This is a genomic window from Streptococcus sp. 27098_8_109 (assembly GCF_041432295.1).
Taxonomy (GTDB): domain Bacteria; phylum Bacillota; class Bacilli; order Lactobacillales; family Streptococcaceae; genus Streptococcus.
In genome coordinates this window covers 21,077-42,700 of sequence record NZ_JAPVZJ010000007.1, presented here as the reverse complement: position 1 = coordinate 42,700, position 21,624 = coordinate 21,077, and the positions used below count along the sequence as shown (strand labels likewise).

At 41.7% G+C, this 21,624-nt stretch carries 23 protein-coding genes and 1 tRNA gene; 18 read left to right on the top strand and 6 right to left on the bottom strand.

The genetic code is table 11. From position 1 onward, the window contains the following. Window positions 1-8: 8 nt before the first annotated feature. Window positions 9-79 (bottom strand) — tRNA-Cys (locus O3664_RS04250). 161 nt (window positions 80-240) lie between these two features. Here O3664_RS04250 and O3664_RS04245 point away from each other — a divergent pair. The 18 genes from O3664_RS04245 to yidD all read left to right on the top strand — a co-directional run bounded on the left by O3664_RS04245 (window position 241) and on the right by yidD (window position 16,478). Continuing rightward, window positions 241-2,229: a peptide ABC transporter substrate-binding protein gene (locus O3664_RS04245; RefSeq protein WP_045605532.1), complete on the top strand. Its 1,989-nt coding sequence runs from the start codon at window positions 241-243 to the stop codon at window positions 2,227-2,229. A 66-nt stretch (window positions 2,230-2,295) separates the two neighbouring features. Beyond that, window positions 2,296-3,792 (top strand): ABC transporter permease, encoded by a 1,497-nt coding sequence (locus O3664_RS04240; protein WP_150922884.1) that lies wholly within the window; start codon window positions 2,296-2,298, stop codon window positions 3,790-3,792. Beyond that, window positions 3,792-4,718, top strand: coding sequence for an oligopeptide ABC transporter permease OppC (oppC, locus tag O3664_RS04235; protein WP_049486660.1), 927 nt, complete (start codon window positions 3,792-3,794; stop codon window positions 4,716-4,718). Before O3664_RS04240 ends, oppC begins: the two co-directional genes overlap by 1 nt. 8 nt (window positions 4,719-4,726) lie before the next feature. Then, window positions 4,727-5,794, top strand: a complete 1,068-nt coding sequence (locus tag O3664_RS04230) for an ABC transporter ATP-binding protein (RefSeq protein ID WP_000159550.1) — start codon at window positions 4,727-4,729, stop codon at window positions 5,792-5,794. 10 nt (window positions 5,795-5,804) lie between these two features. Beyond that, window positions 5,805-6,731, top strand: coding sequence for an ATP-binding cassette domain-containing protein (locus O3664_RS04225; protein WP_023947091.1), 927 nt, complete (start codon window positions 5,805-5,807; stop codon window positions 6,729-6,731). 558 nt (window positions 6,732-7,289) lie between these two features. Next, a complete protein-coding gene (locus O3664_RS04220) occupies window positions 7,290-8,267 on the top strand; it encodes an ABC transporter substrate-binding protein (RefSeq protein ID WP_024057377.1) in 978 nt (325 codons plus the stop codon). Window positions 8,268-8,278: 11 nt separating this feature from the next. Next, complete coding sequence (locus tag O3664_RS04215; RefSeq protein ID WP_000011439.1) at window positions 8,279-9,172, top strand: ABC transporter permease; 894 nt, start codon at window positions 8,279-8,281, stop codon at window positions 9,170-9,172. A gap of 12 nt (window positions 9,173-9,184) precedes the next feature. Beyond that, window positions 9,185-9,988, top strand: coding sequence for an ABC transporter ATP-binding protein (locus tag O3664_RS04210; RefSeq protein WP_371613667.1), 804 nt, complete (start codon window positions 9,185-9,187; stop codon window positions 9,986-9,988). A gap of 325 nt (window positions 9,989-10,313) precedes the next feature. Further along, window positions 10,314-10,562 carry a YneF family protein gene (locus O3664_RS04205; protein WP_000364990.1) on the top strand — a complete coding sequence of 83 codons (249 nt, stop codon included), beginning with the start codon at window positions 10,314-10,316 and terminating at the stop codon, window positions 10,560-10,562. A 200-nt stretch (window positions 10,563-10,762) separates the two neighbouring features. Continuing rightward, a complete protein-coding gene (gene racE, locus O3664_RS04200; RefSeq protein WP_033684754.1) occupies window positions 10,763-11,557 on the top strand; it encodes a glutamate racemase in 795 nt (264 codons plus the stop codon). Then, a complete protein-coding gene (locus O3664_RS04195; protein ID WP_000182403.1) occupies window positions 11,554-12,525 on the top strand; it encodes a nucleoside-triphosphate diphosphatase in 972 nt (323 codons plus the stop codon). Before racE ends, O3664_RS04195 begins: the two co-directional genes overlap by 4 nt. Next, on the top strand, window positions 12,501-13,022 hold the full coding sequence (locus tag O3664_RS04190) for a metallophosphoesterase (protein ID WP_001118952.1): 522 nt from the start codon (window positions 12,501-12,503) through the stop codon (window positions 13,020-13,022). Before O3664_RS04195 ends, O3664_RS04190 begins: the two co-directional genes overlap by 25 nt. Then, the gene (gene cbpB / locus O3664_RS04185) at window positions 13,019-13,480 is read left to right on the top strand and encodes a cyclic-di-AMP-binding protein CbpB (RefSeq protein WP_000560720.1); all 462 of its coding nucleotides are present in this window, start codon (window positions 13,019-13,021) and stop codon (window positions 13,478-13,480) included. The genes O3664_RS04190 and cbpB overlap by 4 nt, the downstream gene beginning before the upstream one ends. Then, complete coding sequence (gene xerD, locus O3664_RS04180; RefSeq protein WP_371613666.1) at window positions 13,477-14,211, top strand: site-specific tyrosine recombinase XerD; 735 nt, start codon at window positions 13,477-13,479, stop codon at window positions 14,209-14,211. The genes cbpB and xerD overlap by 4 nt, the downstream gene beginning before the upstream one ends. Then, on the top strand, window positions 14,211-14,939 hold the full coding sequence (locus O3664_RS04175; protein WP_049550794.1) for a segregation/condensation protein A: 729 nt from the start codon (window positions 14,211-14,213) through the stop codon (window positions 14,937-14,939). Before xerD ends, O3664_RS04175 begins: the two co-directional genes overlap by 1 nt. Before the next feature lie 18 nt (window positions 14,940-14,957). Continuing rightward, complete coding sequence (scpB, locus tag O3664_RS04170; RefSeq protein ID WP_000105302.1) at window positions 14,958-15,527, top strand: SMC-Scp complex subunit ScpB; 570 nt, start codon at window positions 14,958-14,960, stop codon at window positions 15,525-15,527. Beyond that, window positions 15,514-16,236, top strand: a complete 723-nt coding sequence (locus O3664_RS04165; protein ID WP_001222228.1) for a pseudouridine synthase — start codon at window positions 15,514-15,516, stop codon at window positions 16,234-16,236. Before scpB ends, O3664_RS04165 begins: the two co-directional genes overlap by 14 nt. Further along, window positions 16,236-16,478 carry a membrane protein insertion efficiency factor YidD gene (yidD, locus tag O3664_RS04160; protein ID WP_049543751.1) on the top strand — a complete coding sequence of 81 codons (243 nt, stop codon included), beginning with the start codon at window positions 16,236-16,238 and terminating at the stop codon, window positions 16,476-16,478. The genes O3664_RS04165 and yidD overlap by 1 nt, the downstream gene beginning before the upstream one ends. 107 nt (window positions 16,479-16,585) lie before the next feature. Here the strand turns inward: yidD and O3664_RS04155 are convergent, their stop codons facing one another. The 5 genes from O3664_RS04155 to galE all read right to left on the bottom strand — a co-directional run bounded on the left by O3664_RS04155 (window position 16,586) and on the right by galE (window position 21,442). Beyond that, window positions 16,586-17,551 (bottom strand): siderophore ABC transporter substrate-binding protein, encoded by a 966-nt coding sequence (locus tag O3664_RS04155; protein ID WP_084926101.1) that lies wholly within the window; start codon window positions 17,549-17,551, stop codon window positions 16,586-16,588. 94 nt (window positions 17,552-17,645) lie between these two features. After that, on the bottom strand, window positions 17,646-18,398 hold the full coding sequence (locus tag O3664_RS04150) for an ABC transporter ATP-binding protein (RefSeq protein ID WP_084926102.1): 753 nt from the start codon (window positions 18,396-18,398) through the stop codon (window positions 17,646-17,648). Continuing rightward, window positions 18,395-19,351: an iron chelate uptake ABC transporter family permease subunit gene (locus O3664_RS04145; RefSeq protein WP_237447195.1), complete on the bottom strand. Its 957-nt coding sequence runs from the start codon at window positions 19,349-19,351 to the stop codon at window positions 18,395-18,397. The genes O3664_RS04150 and O3664_RS04145 overlap by 4 nt, the downstream gene beginning before the upstream one ends. After that, the gene (locus O3664_RS04140; RefSeq protein WP_237447196.1) at window positions 19,341-20,300 is read right to left on the bottom strand and encodes an ABC transporter permease; all 960 of its coding nucleotides are present in this window, start codon (window positions 20,298-20,300) and stop codon (window positions 19,341-19,343) included. The genes O3664_RS04145 and O3664_RS04140 overlap by 11 nt, the downstream gene beginning before the upstream one ends. A 143-nt stretch (window positions 20,301-20,443) precedes the next feature. Then, a complete protein-coding gene (galE, locus tag O3664_RS04135) occupies window positions 20,444-21,442 on the bottom strand; it encodes a UDP-glucose 4-epimerase GalE (protein ID WP_237447197.1) in 999 nt (332 codons plus the stop codon). Between the last annotated feature and the right edge of the window lie 182 nt (window positions 21,443-21,624).

The window sequence follows — 21,624 nt, the reverse complement described above, 5'->3', positions numbered from 1 at the left end:
GTTAAAGAAGGCGGTAGACGGATTTGAACCGACGATCAAGCTTTTGCAGAGCCGTGCCTTACCACTTGGCTATACCGCCTTAACGTTTATTATTATACCTTGAAAATGATTTTCAGTCAATAGCTTTTTCAGATTTTTTGTATCAATAAGCCTAAATATTCTGAAAATTCGTTTACTTTTCTTGAAATCTATGATATAATTGATGATAACCTATACTTTATTTATAAGAGGAGTAAATAAATGAAAAAAAGTCAAGTGCTTGCTGTAGCGGGAGCTACCTTATTAGCGTCAGGAGTTCTAGCTGCGTGTTCAAACACTAGTTCAAATAATGCTAAACTAGCAAAAGATTACCAATATGTTTATCAAACAGATCCAGAAACCTTGGATTATATCGTCAGCAATATCGATTCAACATCATTCGTCACAACAAATGCTGTAGATGGTTTGTTGGCTAATGATAAATATGGTAACCTGGTTCCTTCTATTGCTGAATCATGGACAGTTTCAAAAGATGGTTTGACTTATACCTATAAAATCCGTAAGGATGCTAAATGGGTGACAGCAGAGGGAGAAGAATACGCTCCTGTAACTGCTAAAGACTTCGTTACTGGTTTGAAACACGCCGTAGATGGAAAATCAAAAGGACTTTCAATCGTTAGCTCTTCTATTAAGGGATTAGAAGCCTATATCAAGGGTGAAACAAGCGATTTTTCAACCGTTGGAGTAAAAGCGCTTGATGATCAAACACTAGAATATACTTTGAACCAGCCAGAAACTTTCTGGAATGACAAGACCACTAGTGGTATTTTGATGCCGGTTAATGAAGAATTCTTAACTTCAAAAGGGGAAGGTTTTGGTGCCCCAACCGATGCTAACTCTATTCTTTATAACGGTCCATTTGTCTTAAAATCTGTAACTCCAAAATCATCTATCGAGATGGCTAAAAATGATGCTTACTGGGACAAAGAAAATGTAAAAATTGAGAACGTTAAGTTCACTTTCTGGGATGGTAAGGACCAAGATGTGATTGCTAAAGGTTTTGCCGATGGTCAATATAGCAAGGCCCGTATCTTCCCTACAAGTTCTACATATGAAAAATATGCAGCTGACTTTAAAGATAACATTTACTTTAATGAACCAGGTGCGGGTGTTGCAACTGTCAGCTTGAATTATGGCCGTACAACCTATAACCACACTGCCAAAACAAGTGATGCTCAAAAGACATCTACTCAGAAAGCATTGCTAAACAAGGAATTCCGTCAAGCCTTGAACTTTGCTGTCGATCGCAATTCTTACTCAGCTCAAACAAATGGTACTGATGGAGCTGCAGTAGCCATCCGTAATACGTTTGCACCTTATAATCTTCAAGTTGGTAAGAAAACATTTGGTGAATTGGTACAAGATAGCTTGGCTAAGACAAATTCTTCTACTTGGTCAAACGTGTCTCTAGCAGATTCTCAAAATGGACTTTACAATGAAGAAAAAGCGAAAGAAGTCTTTGCTAAAGCAAAATCAAGCCTACAAGCTGAAGGTGTTGAATTCCCAATCCACTTGGATGCCTTGGTTATCCAAGAATCAACAGCGGTTGTAAACCGTGTTCAATCATTGAAACAATCAATTGAAAAAGTATTGGGTTCAGATAATGTTGTTGTAGACTTACAACAAATGACTCAAGCAGAAGCTTTACCAATTTCATTTAGCGCTCCAACAGCTAAAGAGCAAGACTGGGATATCCATACCTTGCTAGGATGGAACCCTGACTATCAAGATCCTTCTACTTTCTTGGATCAATTCGTCCTTAAGGGAGGAAGCACTCGTCTTTACCTTGGTATTGACCAAAACACAGATGCATCAGTAGTAAGCAAACTTGGTTTAGCTGACTATGGAAAATTACTTGATGACGCAAACAGCGAAAACCAAGATGTTCAAAAACGTTATGAAAAATACGCGGTGGCACAAGCTTGGTTGACTGACAATGCTTTGACAATTCCAGTAATGGCTTCTCCAAAAGAAACAGCCGTTTCATATGTTTCAAAAGTTCTACCATTTAGCTCTTCATATTCAGTAGCCGGCCTTAAAGGTGAAAATTCAGGATACTTGAAGTACACTGAAGTTGGTGAAAAAGCAATCACCAAAGAAGAGTATGAAAAAGCTCGTGAAAAATGGTTGAAAGAAAAGACTGAGTCAAACGAGAAAGCTCAAAAAGAATTGGCAAGTCATGTGAAGTAAATAATTTTCAATAGAACTTTCTCTCCATGAGGAGAAGGTTCTTTTGGGATTTTTAAAGGAAATGATATGAAAAAATATATTTTTATGCGTGTTTTGCGGTCATTGGTTTCTATCTTCTTAGTAACAACCTTGACTTACACGATTATCTATACAATGGTTCCTCGAAAATTGATTTTCAAACAGGATACCAACTATAACAAGATTGCTACAACTGCTGATAAACGTGATAACTATGAGAATACCGTTTATGAGCGTATGGGCTATATCGAGTACTACGATACCAAAGAGTTGCAAGAAAAAGCTAGCCAGATGGATGCTTCTGTAACAGTTGAAGCCAATGATACCAACAAGGCTATCTATGAAAAATACATCAAACAAATCGGTCATGGTTGGACCCTGGGAGAATTTACTGAAAGTGGCCAATTCTACGCTACACGTGAAATTCCAATTTTTGAACGTGTGTTTAAATTCTATGCAAACTTGCTTGATATCGACCACACAAACAAGATTCAGGACCCAGAAAATCCAAATTTGGAGCGTTATTTGCGTTTTGAAAATGATCCCGCTATCGGCTGGTCTCTGGTAGGTTCAGGGACTAAACACAAGTACCTCTTGTACTTCAATAGTCAGTTCCCATTTGTTCACCAAAACTTTGTGAACTTGAATTTGGGTGATTCATATCCAACTTATGCTAATACTCCTGTGCTTCAAGTTATCACACAAGGACAAGGTCAAACTAAGACATCAGAAGTGCAATTCCCAACTGGTAAGAAAACATCTTCAGTTAATATCTACTCAAGAACCTACAAATCGCCTAGTCAGGCTGATTCTCGTGAAGTAGCTAACTATGGGAAAGATGACCCATATACTGCAACTGAAAGCAACTACCAATATCCTTCTATGATTGCTAGCTCTGCAATCGTTGGATTGATCGGTTTGGTGATTTCTTATGCGATTGCCGTGCCACTTGGTTCAGCTATGGCTCGCTTCAAGAACACTTGGATTGATAGCTTCTCAACAGGGGCTTTGACCTTCTTGATGGCTCTTCCAACCATTGCTTTGGTTTACATTGTTCGTTTGATTGGATCATCAATTGGTCTTCCAGATTCATTCCCTATCTTGGGTGCTGGAGATTGGCGTTCGTATGTTTTACCAGCAGTTATCCTTGGTTTATTGGGTGCTCCTGGTACCGCTATTTGGATTCGTCGTTACATGATTGACTTGCAATCACAGGATTTTGTTCGTTTTGCTCGTGCAAAAGGTTTGTCTGAAAAAGAAATTTCAAACAAACACATCTTTAAAAATGCCATGGTTCCGCTGGTTTCAGGGATTCCTGGTGCTGTTATCGGGGTTATCGGTGGTGCAACCCTTACTGAAACAGTCTTCGCCTTCCCAGGTATGGGTAAAATGTTGATTGACTCTGTAAAAGCATCTAATAACTCTATGGTCGTAGGTCTTGTCTTCATCTTTACATGTATTTCTATCTTCTCACTTCTTTTGGGAGATATTTGGATGACTATTATTGACCCACGTATTAAATTGACTGAGAAAGGAGGCAAATAATGTCTACAATCGATAAAGAAAAATTTCAGTTTGTAAAACGTGACGATTTTGCCTCTGAAGCCATTGATGCGCCAGCTTATTCATACTGGGGTTCAGTGTTTAGACAATTTATGAAGAAGAAATCAACTGTAGTCATGTTGGGAATCTTGGTAGCTATCATTTTGATGAGTTTCATCTACCCAATGTTTTCTAAGTTTGATTTCAATGATGTCAGCAAAGTGAACGATTTTAGTGCTCGTTATATTAAGCCAAATGCTGAGCATTGGTTCGGTACTGACAGTAACGGTAAATCGCTCTTTGACGGTGTTTGGTTCGGAGCTCGTAACTCTATCCTCATTTCTGTGATTGCGACAGTGATTAACTTGGTTATCGGTGTCTTTGTCGGTGGTATTTGGGGAATTTCGAAATCAGTAGACCGTGTGATGATGGAAGTTTATAACGTCATCTCAAACATCCCATCTCTTTTGATTGTCATTGTCTTGACTTACTCAATCGGAGCTGGATTCTGGAATCTGATTTTTGCAATGAGTGTAACAACATGGATTGGGATTGCCTACTCAATTCGTATCCAAATCATGCGTTACCGTGACTTAGAGTACAACCTTGCTTCACGCACACTCGGAACTCCAACATACAAAATTGTCATTAAAAATATCATGCCACAATTGGTATCTGTTATTGTTACGACTACATCACAAATGCTTCCAGCATTTATCTCCTATGAAGCCTTTCTGTCATTCTTTGGACTTGGATTGCCTATTACAGTACCAAGTTTAGGTCGATTGATTTCAGATTATTCACAGAACGTAACAACAAATGCATACCTCTTCTGGATTCCATTGACAACTCTTGTCTTGGTATCCTTATCCCTTTTCGTAGTTGGTCAAAACTTAGCGGATGCTAGTGATCCACGTACACATAGATAGGAGTAGAAATGACAAAAGAAAAAAATGTAATTTTGACTGCTCGCGATATTGTCGTGGAATTTGACGTTCGTGACAAAGTATTGACAGCCATTCGCGGCGTTTCCCTTGAACTAGTTGAAGGAGAAGTATTAGCCTTGGTAGGTGAGTCAGGATCAGGAAAATCTGTTTTGACAAAGACTTTCACAGGTATGCTTGAAGAAAATGGTCGCATTGCCCAAGGTAGCATTGACTACCGTGGTCAAGATTTGACAGCTTTATCTTCTCACAAGGATTGGGAACAAATTCGTGGCGCTAAGATTGCGACTATCTTCCAAGATCCAATGACTAGTTTGGACCCAATTAAAACAATTGGTAGTCAGATTACAGAAGTTATTGTAAAACACCAAGGAAAAACAGCTAAAGAAGCGAAAGAATTGGCCATTGACTACATGAATAAGGTTGGGATTCCAGATGCAGATAGACGTTTTGATGAATACCCATTCCAATATTCTGGAGGAATGCGTCAACGTATCGTTATTGCGATTGCTCTTGCCTGCCGACCTGATGTCTTGATTTGTGATGAGCCAACGACTGCCTTGGATGTGACCATCCAAGCTCAGATTATTGATTTGTTGAAATCTTTACAAAACGAGTACCATTTCACAACAATCTTTATCACCCACGACCTTGGTGTGGTGGCAAGTATTGCAGATAAGGTAGCGGTTATGTATGCAGGAGAAATCGTTGAGTATGGAACTGTTGAGGAAGTCTTCTATGACCCTCGCCATCCATATACATGGAGTCTCTTGTCTAGCTTGCCTCAGCTTGCTGATGATAAAGGGGATCTTTACTCAATCCCAGGAACACCTCCGTCACTTTATACTGACCTGAAAGGGGATGCCTTTGCCTTGCGTTCTGACTATGCAATGCAAATTGACTTCGAACAAAAAGCTCCTCAATTCTCAGTATCAGAGACACATTGGGCTAAAACTTGGCTACTTCATGAGGATGCTCCAAAAGTAGAAAAACCAGCTGTGATTGCAAATCTCCATGATAAGATTCGTGAAAAAATGGGATTTGCCCATCTGGCTGACTAGGAGGAAGGAAATGTCTGAAAAATTAGTAGAAATCAAAGATTTAGAAATTTCCTTCGGTGAAGGAAGTAAGAAGTTTGTCGCAGTTAAAAATGCTAACTTCTTTATCAACAAGGGAGAAACTTTCTCGCTTGTAGGTGAGTCAGGTAGTGGGAAAACAACTATTGGTCGTGCCATCATCGGTCTTAATGATACAAGTAATGGGGATATCATTTTTGATGGTCAAAAGATTAATGGTAAGAAATCGCGTGAACAAGCTGCAGAATTGATTCGTCGTATCCAGATGATTTTTCAAGATCCTGCCGCAAGTTTGAATGAACGTGCGACTGTTGATTATATTATTTCTGAAGGTCTTTACAATCATCATCTGTTCAAGGATGAAGAAGAACGTAAAGAGAAAGTTAAAAATATTATCCGTGAAGTGGGGCTTCTTGCTGAGCACTTGACTCGTTACCCTCATGAATTCTCAGGTGGTCAACGTCAACGTATCGGTATTGCCCGTGCCTTGGTCATGCAACCAGACTTTGTTATTGCGGATGAGCCCATTTCAGCCTTGGACGTTTCTGTGCGTGCCCAAGTCTTGAACTTGCTCAAAAAATTCCAAAAAGAACTTGGCTTGACCTATCTCTTTATCGCCCATGACTTGTCTGTCGTTCGTTTTATTTCAGATCGTATCGCGGTTATTTACAAGGGTGTTATTGTAGAGGTTGCAGAAACAGAAGAATTGTTTAACAATCCAATTCATCCATATACTCAAGCCTTGCTTTCAGCGGTACCAATCCCAGACCCAATCTTGGAACGTAAGAAGGTCTTGAAAGTATATGATCCAGATCAACATGATTATGAGACAGATAAGCCATCTATGGTAGAAATCCGTCCAGGTCACTATGTTTGGGCTAACCAAGCCGAATTGGCGCGTTACCAACAAGGGTTAAACTAATAATGGTTTTATAATTTCCATGTCAACTTTTATGGAAATTATAAACCTTTTTTTGTTGGACTGATTTGAAAGTCTTTGAAAGCTCCTTGAAAGAATTTTCGAAAAATTTTAAAAAATTCTGAAATATTCTTGACAGGTGATGAAAAAGGTGGTAAGATAGGAAACATCAAAAAAGAAAGCAGAAAAAGAAATGAATAAGAGACAAGCTGTAATTATGAATCAAAACTTTTACTTTAGCTACTTTAGATAGTGTTTGTAGACATGTCACCATGGATGCAAACAGTTCAAGCAATTTGTTTGTATCTATGTGGCTAAGATTTTTGATTGTGGTCCATATAGATGAATATCTAAATGGACTAGCAAAGTTATAACTTGTTAGATTATTTCAAGCATCCGTTTAGATAGTATCTAGGCGGTTTTTTGTTTTATACTCTTCGAAAATCAAATTCAAACCACGTCAACGTCGCCTTGCCGTACTCAAGTACAGCCTGCGGCTAGTTTCCTAGTTTGCTCTTTGATTTTCATTGAGTTTTATCTTTTCTGAGAAGGAGTTTCATTATGAAAGTTGTTCGAAAATTACTAGCCCCTCTCTTGGTAGTGGGGATTCTCTTGACCTCTCTGATTAGTTTGCATCAGTTGAAGGCAGATAAGAAAAAAGATGTGTTTCGTATCGGTATTTCGCAATTTATTACCCACCAGTCCTTAGACGCTACTAGAGAAGGGTTTGTGGATGAGCTTGCCAAGCAAGGCTATGCTGAAGGGAAAAATATCGAGATTGATTTGCAAAATGCACAGGGAGAACAACGAAACCTAAAAACGATTTCCCAGCAACTAGCAGAATCTAGTGATGTCGTTCTAGCTATCGCAACGCCTTCTGCTCAGAGCTTGGCTAATACAACACAAACGACACCGGTTATCTTTTCAGCTGTAACAGACCCTGTCAGTGCCAAGTTGGTAGAGTCAAGAGAGCATCCTGGGGGCAATGTAACTGGAACAAGTGATCAGTCATCAGATGCTATCTCAACCCAAATCAATTTGATAAAGAAAGTGTTGCCAAAAGCTAAAACAATTGGAATCCTCTATACTCAGAGCGAGCCAAACTCAGTTGTCCAAAAGGATGAAGCTAAGCGACTTCTGGAAGAAAAAGGCTTTACCGTTGTTGAAAAAACAATCTTGGACAGTAACAATGTCAAAGCGGCAGCAGAGAGTTTGATGGCAGAAGTGGATATGGTTTTTGTACCAACGGACAATATCATTTCGTCAACCATGGAAACAGTTAAGCAGGTTTCTATTAAACACAAGGTTCCAGTATTCGGTGGCTCAACGGAAATGATTGCGGTTGGTGGTTTGTATAACTACGGTACCAATTATGAAGAATTGGGACGGCAGACAGCCCGCATGTTGATTCGTGTCTTAAAAGGTGAGAAACCAGAAAATATAGCAGTTGAGTTGCCTGAAAAACTGGAATTGCATACCAATCAAGAAATGGCAGATGCACTAGGAATTGATATTAGTAAGTTGGAAAGCAAGGAATAGGGAGGTTTAAGATGAGTTTTGTATTATCTAGTTTATCAGAAGGTTTGTTGTGGTCGATTATGGCCATTGGAGTTTACTTGACTTTCCGTATTTTGGATATTGCGGATATGACTGCTGAAGGAGCCTTTCCTTTGGGGGCAGCTGTCGTTGTATCGCAGATACAGGCAGGGACAAATCCTTGGATTGCGACCTTACTTGCTTTGCTGGCAGGTATGGTAGCTGGTCTTGTATCAGGAATGCTCCACACCAAGATGAAAATCCCAGCTCTCTTGACAGGGATTGTGACCTTGACAGGGCTTTATTCCATCAATATTAAAATCATGGGCAGTGTGCCCAACCTTTCCTTGGGAGATTCTTCAACTGTCTTTAAACAATTGGCGAGCTTGGGGCTGACAAATGAAGAAGCTGTTTTCTCATTCAGTTTGGCCTGTCTCCTACTTGTTTGTTTGGTCTTGACTCTTTTGATGAAAACGGAGATTGGATTGGTCTTGCGTTCGACTGGGGACAATATTCCGATGAGTGAGGCTAATGGGGTCAATGTAGACACCATGAAGATTGTTGGTTACATGATTTCAAATGGTTTGATTGCCCTGTGTGGTTCCTTGTTCGCTCAAAATGATGGATTTTCAGACGTAACCTCTGGGACAGGAACCATCGTTGTTGGTTTGAGTGCAGTTATTATTGCAGAAGTTTTGATACACGACTTGACCATTGGAGGTCGCTTGTTATCTATCGGAATCGGTGCCATTGTTTACCGTTTGATTATTTTAAATATCTATGAAATTCCAAATCTAGATCAAAACCTGGTACGTCTCTTTAATGCAATCTTGCTAGCCTTAGTGTTATTTGCACCAGAACTGCAAAAGAGATTAAAGATTCGTGGTTTGAAACTGAGAAATGAATAGGAGGAGAAAGTTATGGCAAGTTTGTTAACACTTGAAAATATTCACAAAACCTTTGAAGCAGGGACGGTCAATGAGAACCATGTCCTCAAAGGATTAGACTTAGAGGTTGAAGAGGGAGATTTTATCTCTGTGATTGGTGGAAATGGAGCAGGGAAATCCACTTTGATGAATATCTTGGCTGGCAATCTATCGGTGGATGAAGGGGACCTTTTATTGGCAGGCAAATCCATTAAAAATCTTAGTGTAAGAAAGAGAGCCAAGGATATTGCCCGTGTTTTTCAAGATCCTAAGATGGGAACAGCTTCTCGTTTGACGATTGAGGAGAATATGGCTATTGCCTTGAGACGTGGGCAGAAGAGAGGGCTTGGTTGGGGCGTGAAGGAGAAGGAGAGAATCCAGTTCCAAGAGGCCTTGAAAGAGTTGAATATTGGCCTTGAAAATCGCTTGAAAGTGGATACCCAATACCTTTCAGGAGGACAAAGACAGGCCTTGACCCTAGTCATGGCAGCTCTGGTGAAACCTAAACTTTTGCTTTTGGGTGAACACACTGCGGCGCTTGATCCGAAAACGAGTCAAATGGTGATGGACTTGACGCAAAAGATTGTGGAACACCATCAGTTGACGACTTTGATGATTACCCACGATATGAACCATGCGATTGAGTACGGCAATCGTATCATTATGCTCTATCAGGGTAAGATAGTGGTGGATGTCAAGGGAGAGGAGAAAAAGCATCTGACGGTTGAAAATCTCATGCATCTCTTCCAGAAAAATAGTGGTCAAAGTCTGGTCAGTGATGAATTGGTTTTGGGATAAAGAAAAAGGCTGAGATCTGGTGTCTCAGTCTTTTATTAGTATAAATGGATAGGCAGAAATATGAAATTAATACTCTTCGAAAATCTCTTCAAACCGTGTCAGCTCTATCTGCAACCTCAAAACAGTGTTTTGAGCAACCTGCGGCTAGCGTCCTAGTTTACTCTTTGATTTTCATTGAGTATAAACTCAGTAAGGAGCCCTCTTTTGCAGAAAAGCAGGGTTCTTTTTGCTATTTATTCCATCCCTGAAAGCGTAAAACAAACTAGTCAGGGTGGCTAGTTTGTGGTATAATGAAAGAGACTCAAAAAGAAACAGGAGAAAAATGATGGATTTACTTTTAGCAATTGTATTGATTGTGCTAGCTTTTCTAGGAGGAGCTCTTGGAGGAATGTACTTGGTTCGTAAGCAAATTGAAAAAGAATTCGCTGACAACCCACGTTTGAATGCTGAAGCAGTTCGTACTCTTTTGAGTGCAAATGGTCAAAAACCAAGCGAAGCTAAGGTACAACAAGTTTACCACCAAATCATCCGCCAACAAAAGGCAGCCCTTGCTAACAATAAAAAGAAAAAATAAATAAGGAAAAGTCTGGGATGAAAGTTCCAGACTTCTCACTATGTTGGCTATGGTTTTAGGGATGAGACTTTTTCCTTGCATTCTATTGATATTTGATTATGATTAAGAGAGATAGTTGTTGATTAGGATGTCATTCAGTTCATAAGGATCAATAATCATAATGAACTATCAATCAGAAAAAAGACTAGAAAGAAGACTGTATGGATAATCGACCAATTGGTTTTTTGGATTCGGGTGTCGGGGGCTTGACCGTTGTGCGCGAGCTCATGCGCCAACTTCCCCATGAAGAAATCGTCTATATTGGAGATTCGGCACGCGCGCCTTACGGGCCCCGTCCTGCTGAGCAAATTCGTGAATATACTTGGCAGTTGGTCAACTTTCTTTTGACCAAGGATGTCAAAATGATTGTCATTGCTTGTAATACAGCGACTGCGGTCGTCTGGGAAGAAATCAAGGCTCAACTAGATATTCCTGTCCTAGGTGTAATTTTGCCAGGAGCTTCGGCAGCCATCAAGTCCAGCCAAGGTGGGAAAATCGGAGTCATTGGAACGCCTATGACGGTACAATCTGACATCTACCGACAGAAAATCAATGATCTGGATCCGGACTTACAGGTGGAGAGTTTGGCCTGTCCCAAGTTTGCTCCCTTGGTGGAGTCTGGGGCTCTGTCAACCAGTGTCACTAAGAAAGTAGTTTATGAAACCCTACGTCCCTTGGTTGGAAAGGTGGATAGCCTGATTTTGGGTTGTACCCATTATCCACTCCTCAGACCCATTATTCAAAATGTCATGGGACCCAAGGTTCAGCTCATCGATAGTGGGGCAGAGTGCGTACGGGATATCTCAGTCTTACTTAATTATTTTGAAATCAATCGTGGTCGCGATGCCGGACCACTCCATCACCGTTTTTACACAACAGCCAGCAGCCAAAGTTTTGCACAAATTGGTGAAGAATGGCTTGAAAAAGAGATTCATGTGGAGCATGTAGAATTATGACAAATAAAATTTATGAATACAAGGATGACCAGGACTGGTATGTCGGGTCCTATGCTATTTTTGGTGGCGTCCGGACGTTGACTGATGAAGACTTGGATTTCCCTCTGGTTGGATTGGCCAAAATCTTTCGAGACGAGGAACGAGGTTTCCCGATTTCAGTTGCTGTTTTACGCTATGGTTCTCGCTACCGTTTATTGTCTTTTGTGGTAGATATCCTCAACCAAGAAATGGGACGTAACTTGGAAGTCATTCAACGTCAAGGGGCCCTGCTCTTGGTTGAAAATGGGCAACTCTTGTATGTGGAATTGCCTAAAGAAGGGGTCAATGTTCACGACTTCTTTGAGACAAACAAGGTTAGAGAAACCTTGTTGATTGCGACTCGTAACGAGGGCAAGACCAAGGAATTTCGAGCTATCTTTGACAAGTTAGGATACGATGTGGAAAATCTTAATGACTATCCTGACTTACCTGAAGTAGCAGAAACAGGCATGACCTTCGAAGAAAACGCCCGCCTCAAGGCAGAAACTATTTCTCAATTAACGGGCAAGATGGTTTTGGCAGATGACTCAGGTCTCAAAGTCGATGTCCTTGGTGGCTTGCCAGGTGTCTGGTCAGCTCGTTTCGCAGGTGTGGGAGCTACTGACCGTGAAAACAATGCCAAACTCTTGCACGAATTGGCCATGGTCTTTGAACTCAAGGACCGCTCGGCTCAATTCCATACAACCCTAGTCGTGGCCAGTCCAAACAAGGAAAGCTTGGTTGTTGAAGCAGACTGGCCAGGCTACATTAACTTTGAACCTAAGGGTGAAAATGGATTTGGTTACGATCCTCTCTTCCTGGTAGGAGAGACAGGCAAGTCCTCAGCTGAATTAACCCTTGAAGAAAAAAATAGTCAATCTCACCGTGCCTTAGCCGTTAAGAAACTTTTGGAGGTATTTCCATCATGGCAAAGCAAACCATCATTGTAATGAGCGATTCTCATGGCGATAGCTTGATTGTGGAAGAAATCCGTGATCGCTATGTAGGCAAAGTTGATGCCGTTTTTCATAACGGCGATTCTGAACTGCGTCCTGATTCTCCCCTTTGGGAAGGCATCCGTGTTGTTAAAGGGAATATGGACTTCTATGCAGGTTACCCAGAACGTTTGGTGACTGAGCTTGGTTCGACCAAGATTATCCAAACACATGGTCACTTGTTTGACATTAATTTCAATTTTCAAAAGTTGGACTACTGGGCTCAGGAGGAAGAGGCCGATATCTGCCTCTATGGTCACTTGCATGTGCCAAGTGCTTGGATGGAAGGCAAGACTCTTTTTCTAAATCCAGGTTCCATCAGTCAACCACGTGGGACCATCAGAGAATGTCTCTATGCTCGTGTGGAGATTGATGACAGTTATTTCAAAGTGGACTTTTTGACACGAGACCATGAGGTGTATCCGGGCTTGTCCAAGGAGTTTAGCCGATGATTGCCAAGGAGTTTGAGACTTTCTTGTTGGGGCAAGAAGAAACTTTTTTGACTCCTGCTAAAAATCTAGCTGTGTTGATTGATACTCACAATGCGGATCATGCGACACTCTTGCTTAGTCAGATGACCTATACCCGTGTTCCTGTTGTGACAGATGAAAAACACTTTGTTGGAACTATTGGGCTCAGAGATATTATGGCTTATCAGATGGAGCATGATTTGAGTCAAGAAATCATGGCAGATACGGATATCGTTCATATGACGAGAACGGACGTAGCGGTCGTCTCGCCTGATTTTACCATTACGGAGGTCTTGCACAAGTTGGTAGATGAGTCCTTCTTGCCGGTTGTGGATGCGTCTGGTATTTTCCAAGGAATTATCACGCGCAAGTCCATCCTCAAGGCAGTCAATGCCCTCTTGCATGACTTTAGTAAGGAATATGAGATTCGATGCAAATGAGAGACAGGATTTCAGCCTTTTTAGAGGAAAAGCAGGGTCTGTCTGCAAATTCCAAGCAGTCTTATAAGTATGATCTAGAGCAATTTTTAGACATTGTAGGCGAGCGGATTTCTGAGACCAGTCTCAAAATTTACCAAGCCCAGCTAGCCAATCTAAAAATCAGCGCCCAGAAGCGAAAGATTTCGGCCTGTAACCAATTTCTCTACTTTCTCTATCAAAAAGGAGAAGTGGATAGCTTTTACCGCTTGGAATTAGCTAAACAAGCTGAAAAGAAGACCGAAAAGCCAGAACTGTTAGACCTAGACTCTTTTTGGCAGGAAAGTGACTATCCAGAGGGTCGCTTGCTAGCACTCTTAATCCTAGAAATGGGGCTCTTGCCGAGTGAGATTTTAGCTCTCAAGGTTGAGGATATCAATCTGGATTTTCAGGTGTTGCGAATCCAGAAGGCTTCCCAACAGAGGATTGTCACCATTCCTACAACCTTGCTTTCAGAGTTGGAACCTTTGATGGGCCAGACCTATATCTTTGAAAGGGGAGGGAAATCCTATTCTCGTCAGTGGGCCTTTCGCCAGCTAGAGTCCTTTGTCAAGGAGAAAGGTTTTCCAGCACTATCAGCCCAAGCCCTACGGGAACAGTTCATTCTCAGACAAATAGAAAAGAAGGTCGATTTGTACGAAATTGCAAAAAAATTAGGATTAAAAACAGTCCTGACCTTAGAAAAATATAGATAATGGATATTAAATTAAAAGATTTTGAAGGGCCGCTGGACTTGCTCTTGCACCTGGTTTCTAAGTACCAGATGGATATCTACGATGTGCCTATTACAGAAGTCATCGAACAGTATCTAGCTTATGTCTCAACCCTGCAGGCCATGCGTCTGGAAGTGACGGGTGAGTACATGGTTATGGCCAGTCAGCTCATGCTGATCAAGAGCCGCAAGCTCTTGCCAAAGGTAGCAGAAGTGACAGACTTGGAGAATGACCTAGAGCAGGATCTTCTCTCTCAAATCGAAGAATACCGCAAGTTCAAGCTCTTGGGTGAGCACTTGGAAGCCAAGCACCAAGAACGGGCCCAGCACTATTCCAAAGCGCCGACAGAGTTGATTTACGAAGATGCGGAGCTTGTGCATGACAAGACGACCATTGACCTCTTTTTGGCTTTTTCAAATATCCTAGCCAAGAAAAAAGAGGAGTTTGCACAGAATCACACGACTATCTTGCGGGATGAGTATAAGATTGAGGACATGATGGTTATCGTGAAAGAGTCCTTGACTGGACGAGATCAATTGCGCTTGCAGGATTTGTTTAAGGAAGCCCAGAATGTGCAAGAGGTCATTACCCTCTTTTTGGCAACCCTAGAGTTAATCAAAACCCAGGAGTTGATCCTCGTGCAAGAGGAGAGTTTCGGAGATATTTATCTCATGGAAAAGAAGGAAGAAAGTCAAGTGACCCAAAGCTAGACTTGATAGAGAGGAAAGATGAGTACTTTAGCAAAAATAGAAGCGCTCTTGTTTGTAGCGGGTGAAGATGGGATTAGAGTCCGCCAGTTAGCTGAACTCCTCTCTCTGCCACCGACAGGCATCCAACAGAGTTTAGAAAAATTAGCCCAGAAGTATGAAAAGGACCCAGATTCCAGCTTGGCTCTGATTGAGACAGGTGGGGCTTACAGATTGGTGACCAAGCCTCAATTTGCAGAGATTTTGAAGGAATATTCCAAGGCGCCTATCAACCAGAGTTTATCTCGGGCTGCCCTTGAGACCTTGTCCATCATCGCCTACAAGCAGCCGATTACGCGGATCGAAATTGATGCCATCCGTGGGGTTAACTCGAGTGGGGCCTTGGCAAAGTTGCAGGCCTTTGACTTGATTAAGGAAGACGGGAAAAAAGAAGTCTTGGGTCGTCCCAACCTCTATGTGACTACAGATTATTTCCTAGATTACATGGGGATAAACCATTTAGAAGAATTACCAGTGATTGATGAGCTTGAGATTCAAGCCCAAGAAAGCCAATTATTTGGTGAAAGGATAGAAGAAGATGAGAATCAATAAGTATATTGCCCACGCAGGTGTGGCCAGTAGGAGAAAAGCAGAAGAGCTGATTAAGCAAGGTTTGGTGACGGTTAACGGCCAGGTGGTACGTGAACTAGCAACGACCATCAAGTCAGGCGACAAGGTCGAAGTTGAAGGTCAACCTATCTACAACGAAGAAAAGGTCTATTATCTGCTTAACAAACCACGCGGTGTCATTTCCAGTGTGACAGATGACAAGGGCCGCAAGACTGTTGTTGACCTCTTGCCCAACGTGAAAGAGCGTATCTACCCTGTAGGTCGTTTGGACTGGGATACATCAGGAGTCTTGATTTTGACCAATGATGGAGATTTTACGGATGAAATGATTCACCCTCGTAATGAGATTGACAAGGTTTATGTCGCGCGTGTTAAAGGTGTGGCCAATAAGGATAATCTCCGCCCCTTGACCCGTGGACTTGAGATTGATGGTAAGAAAACCAAGCCGGCTGTCTATGAGATTCTTAAAGTGGATCCAGTCAAAAATCGCTCTGTGGTGCAGTTGACTATCCATGAAGGGCGTAACCACCAGGTTAAAAAGATGTTTGAAGCTGTCGGTCTCCAAGTGGACAAGTTGTCACGGACTCGTTTTGGACATCTAGACTTGACAGGACTCCGTCCAGGAGAATCCCGTCGTCTTAATAAAAAAGAAATCAGCCAACTACACACCATGGCTGTAACCAAGAAATAATGAAACGAATTTTAATAGCGCCTGTGCGCTTTTACCAACGTTTTATCTCACCAGCCTTTCCACCCTCTTGTCGCTTTGAGCCGACTTGTTCCAACTACATGATTCAGGCTATTGAAAAACATGGCTTCAAGGGTGTTTTGATGGGCTTGGCTCGGATTTTACGTTGCCATCCCTGGTCGAAAACAGGCAAGGACCCCGTCCCAGACCATTTTGCCCTTAAACGGAATCAAGAAGGGGAATGAGGTTGGACAAACAGATTTCAAAATGATAAAAACGCATCCTATCAGGTTTGAGTGAGTCTGATAGGATGCGTTTTATCATGTAAAGATGTGATTGAGTTTGAAGCAACTTATTTCAAAGCTTTTTGTGCGTCTTCAATCATGAGTTTTGTTGATTCTAGACCGCCTCCGCTTAGATACCAGAGGTCTGGTGTTAGTTGGATGATCTTGCCATTTTTAGCAGCAGGAGTTTCAGCGATGAGGGCATTTTCTAGGACACCATCGTTGCTAGAGTTGTCACCACCGATGGCAAGGGTACGGTTGATAACAAAGAGGATGTCAGGATTGATTTCTTTGACACTTTCAAAGCTGACTTCCTGTCCGTGGCGTGAGTCTTCAAATTGAGTATCAGTTGGCTTGAATTTCAAGGTTTGGTACAAGAAAGAGAAACGAGATTGGGCACCAAAGGCTGCCATTTTTCCTTCATTGAGGAGGATAGCAAGGGCTTTTTTGTCAGAACTTTCGTTTTTAGTTGCGACTTCTTGGATGCTCTTGTCTAGCTTGGCCAATTCTTCTTTGGCTTTCTGTGTACCAGTTTCACCAAAGGCGCTTGCTAAGGATTCGATATTAGTCTTGGTAGAAGTCCAGTAGTCATCTTTGCCTGCTTGGAAGAGAACAGTCGGAGCGATTTCGTTGAACTTATCTACGAATTTTTGGGTACGTGGTGAAGCGATAATTAGGTCTGGTTCAAGAGCAGCAAGGGCTTCTAGGTCTGGCTCAACCATAGAACCAACATTTTTAACTTTTCCAGCTAGGTCTTTAAGATAAGTCGGAACAGTTTTTGTAGGCATTCCGACGATATTCTTTTCAAAACCTAAAGCGCGAATAGTATCCGCAGCACCGAGGTCAAAGGTCACAATCTTTTCAGGGACTTTTGAAAGTGTGACTACACCTAGTGAACTTTTAATGGTCACCTCTGTTGGAGCAGAGCTACTTGTCTCCGTTTTATTAGTGCTTGAGTTGGTACTACATGCACCAAGTAGGAGCAAGAAGCTGGCCACTAGGGCAGTAAGATAAAATTTAAGGGATGTTTTCATGATTTCTCCTTTTTAAAATGTGATAACGATGTAGGGAGTCTCTTAGTGATGTTTATTAAGAGACAGAGCTTTCTCTAACAGGGGCTCAGAATGGCTAGCTATAGATACAGATCTTTTTGCCATTGATATCCGCCAGCGTGATGGGAATCTCATAAAGTTGACTGAGCAGGTCGGCCTGCATGATTTGATTTGTCGTTCCTTTGCAAAAGACTTGACCGTCCTTGAAGGCGACAATTTCATCTGCATACTGACTGGCCATGTTGATATCGTGGAGGACGATGATAATGGTCTTTCCGAGTTCCTCCACCAGTCGCTTGAGAATCTGCATCATACTGACGCTTTGCTTGATATCGAGATTGTTGAGTGGTTCGTCCAGCAAGATAAAGTCTGTATCCTGGGCCAGTACCATAGCGATAAAGACCCGCTGGAGTTGTCCTCCAGACAGGCTATCGATGTAGCGGTCTTTTAAGTTGGTCAGTTCTAAATAGTCCATAGTTTCTCGGATTTTTTCCCAATCTTCTGGTCTCAGTAGACCTCGGCTGTAGGGAAAACGTCCAAAACTGACCAGTTCTTCAACCGTCAATTTGGCTTGGTAATTGATTTTCTGCTTTAGGATAGTCAGTTCTTGAGCCAGTTCTTGTGAATTCCAGCTTTCGATTTCACGGCCTTTGATACTAAGAATTCCCTGATCTTTCTTGGTTAGTCTGCTCATGATGGAGAGGAGAGTTGATTTCCCAGCACCATTTGGACCAATGAAGGCTGTCAGTTTCTGAGGACTGACTTCAAGGGTAATGCCTTGCAAAATATCTTGTTTTTGAATGGATTTGCCAATGTTTTCCAGTTTCACTGACGCGCCCTCCTGTAAAGTAAGATAAAGAATAAGAAGCCACCCACACTCTCAATGATCATGCTGATGCGAATTTCCAGTGCAAAGACTCGTTCAATGAGGGCTTGCCCCAAGGTCAAACTGATAAATCCAATCAGAATAGCCACGATAAAGAGCAACTTGTGCCGATAATCTTTGACAATCAGGTAGGTGAGATTGGCCAGCATAAAGCCGAAGAAGGCCATAGGCCCTACCAAGGCAGTGGCCGTTGAAGTCAAAAGCACGATGCCCCAGAGGAGCTCTCTCTGTTCTTTTTCAACATCGAGTCCCAGTATCTGAGCCGTTTCTCTTTGCAGGTGCAAGACATCCAGAATGACTGCTTTTCGAAAGAAAAATATTGTCAAAGCGAGGATGATCAGAGAACCGATGGCTAGGATGGAAGTGTTGAGATGTTGAAAGGAAGCGAAGAGACTGTTCTGCAGTTTATCGTATTCATTTGGATCCATCAGGACTTGGAGGAAGGTACTGATATTTCGAAAGAGACTTCCGAGTGCTAGACAGATTAGCAGAATGAAGACCAGATCTTGCTTCATCAGCGTCTTCAAGTAGCCTTGTAAGGCGAGAAAGAAGAGGGATTGAAGCAAAAGCAAGACTAGAAATTCTAAGATAGGAGACTTCCCAAGTTGAAGAAATTTGCTTTCAAAAACCAGTAGTAGGGTTTGTAGTAGGACGTAGAAGGATTCGATTCCCAAAATACTAGGTGTCAGGAAGCGATTTTCCGTCAGGGTTTGAAAACTAATGGTCGAAATTCCTGTCGCGATGGCTACCAAGAGATAAACAACTATCTTTTGTGAACGCAACTTCCAAGCAAAGGCTGACAAGTGAGTGATGGGCCAAAAGTAGAGGAGACAAGCTCCGATGGCCAGAATAATGAGAAGGCAGAAGAGTTTGCTATGTTTGCTTTTAGACTGCATCTTTTTGTCCCCCTCTCCAGAGAAGTAGGATAAAGACGAGGCTACCGATGATTCCTAGCAAGAGGCTGACAGACAGCTCATAGGGTCGAATCAGAACTCGGGATAGGATATCGCAGGCCAGAACCAGATTGGCCCCAACCAGTACGACCATGAGTTTGGTTTGACTTAGATTATCTCCGTAGCGCTTGCGAACAAGATTGGGAACGATGACCCCGAGAAAAGGCAAGCCACCCACGGTAATCATGGTGACACTTGTCGTTAGCGCAACCAGAAAGAGGGCCAGTTTTTCAAGTAGGGAGTAGGAAATTCCCAAACTTTCACTGGTTTCCTTTCCTAGATTCATGATGGTAAAGGTTTGGGACAATTTCCAAACGGCAATCAGGATAATGAGCCCTAAGAAGAGCCACTCATACTGATGGGTCTGAATCATGGAGAAGGAGCCCTGGGTCCAAGCTGTCATACTCTGAACCAGATTGAAACGATAGGCGATAACTTCTGTCACAGAACCGATAATTCCACTATAAATGATCCCAATCAGAGGCAACATCCACCTTTCCTTTACGGTAAAAATGGTCATAAAGGCTAGGAAGAAGAGAGTAAATACGATGGATGAAACAAAAGCGAAGAGCATCTTTTGGGTCAGACTAGCCGACGGAAAGACAAAGAGGCTCAATACCATTCCCAGTTTGGCGGCTTCAGTCGTTCCAACTGTACTCGGAGCAGCAAACTGATTTTGAGTGATAGTCTGCATGAGAAGTCCTGCCATACTCATACTAGAGGCAGTCAGGAGAATGCTAATGGTCCTTGGAAGACGGGACTCTTGAAAGAGAAGCCAGGTCTGCTGGTCGAAAGCAAAGAGCTTTCCCCATGAAAAATCACTGGTCCCAATGCTAATAGAGAGAAAGACTAGGAGTAGAAGTAAGCCAATTAAATAATGAGAAAGTTTCATACCCCATCCTTTTATGTAGATTTGGTATCGAAAGATACCTGCGGATATTACTGTAACACGATTTCTTTAATCTGTCAATAAATTTTCTGACAATTTAATGAATAAAACAAGGAGAGAGTACCAGGACCTTCTCCTCTGTTCTCCTATTCTAAAATGTTTTTGCCTTCTTTAACACGCCAACGATAATCTGATAAAATAATATCTTCGAGGGAGTAGCTAGCCTTCCAATCAAGATATTTTTTAGCTTTTGATGCGTCTGCTAGGACGCTGGCTGGGTCACCAGCACGGCGAGCAACAATTTCGTGTGGTATTTTTTGATTCAGTAATTCTTCAGCAGTTTTAAAGATTTCTTTGACGGTATAGCCTTTTTCAGTTCCCAAGTTAAAGATTTGAGAAGAACTGTCTTCTTGAAATAGGTAGTTCATTCCTTTAACATGAGCCTGTGCAAGGTCCAAGACATGAATGTAATCCCGAATACATGAACCATCACGTGTATCGTAGTCATCTCCAAATATTTTTAGGCTATCATTTTGTCCCAATGCGGTCTTGTTGATATTGGGAATGATGTGAGTTGGATTTTTCACTCGCAGACCGTTTGAAGCATCCATTTCAGCCCCAGCTACATTAAAGTAACGGAAAATGACATATTTCCAATCGTAGCGATTGGCCATCCAGTAAATCATTCGTTCACCCATCAGTTTTGTTTCTGCATAAGGGTTGACAGGGTCGAGCAGGGTATCTTCAGTTGCAGGCTTGTCAATACAGTTATTACCATAGAGGGAAGCAGTCGAAGAGAACATGATTTTTTGAATACCAACTTCAGATAAGACTTTGAGAACTTGGTTCATACCAGCAACATTGGCAGTGAAGTATTTGCTTGGGTTTTCAATGCTTTCGCTCACAACAATTTCACCTGCACAATGAAGAACAGCATCAATCTGATTTTCTTCTAAATAAGCTTTTAGGGAACTAGCATCATAAACATCCAGTTGTTTAAAGCTAACACGACTATCTACAGCCGAACGATTTCCTGTAGAGAGATTATCTAGAACATGTACCTGATAGCCAGCATTTAAAAGAGCTTTAACGGTATGGGAGCCAATGTAGCCAGCTCCACCTGTAACAAGAATTGTTTTGGTCATGATTTTTTCCTTTTCCTAGTTTTGTACTATTTTAAAGAAATAAGAAGGCAAAGTCAACTGTTTTCTGCAAATTTCATGAAAAACTGAACAAATATAGCATTGGATTGTTTTTTTGTTTGTGAATTAATAGTTTGGTTTGTCTTGGAATAGTTCTTAGATTTCACCTCACATGCAAGAAAATA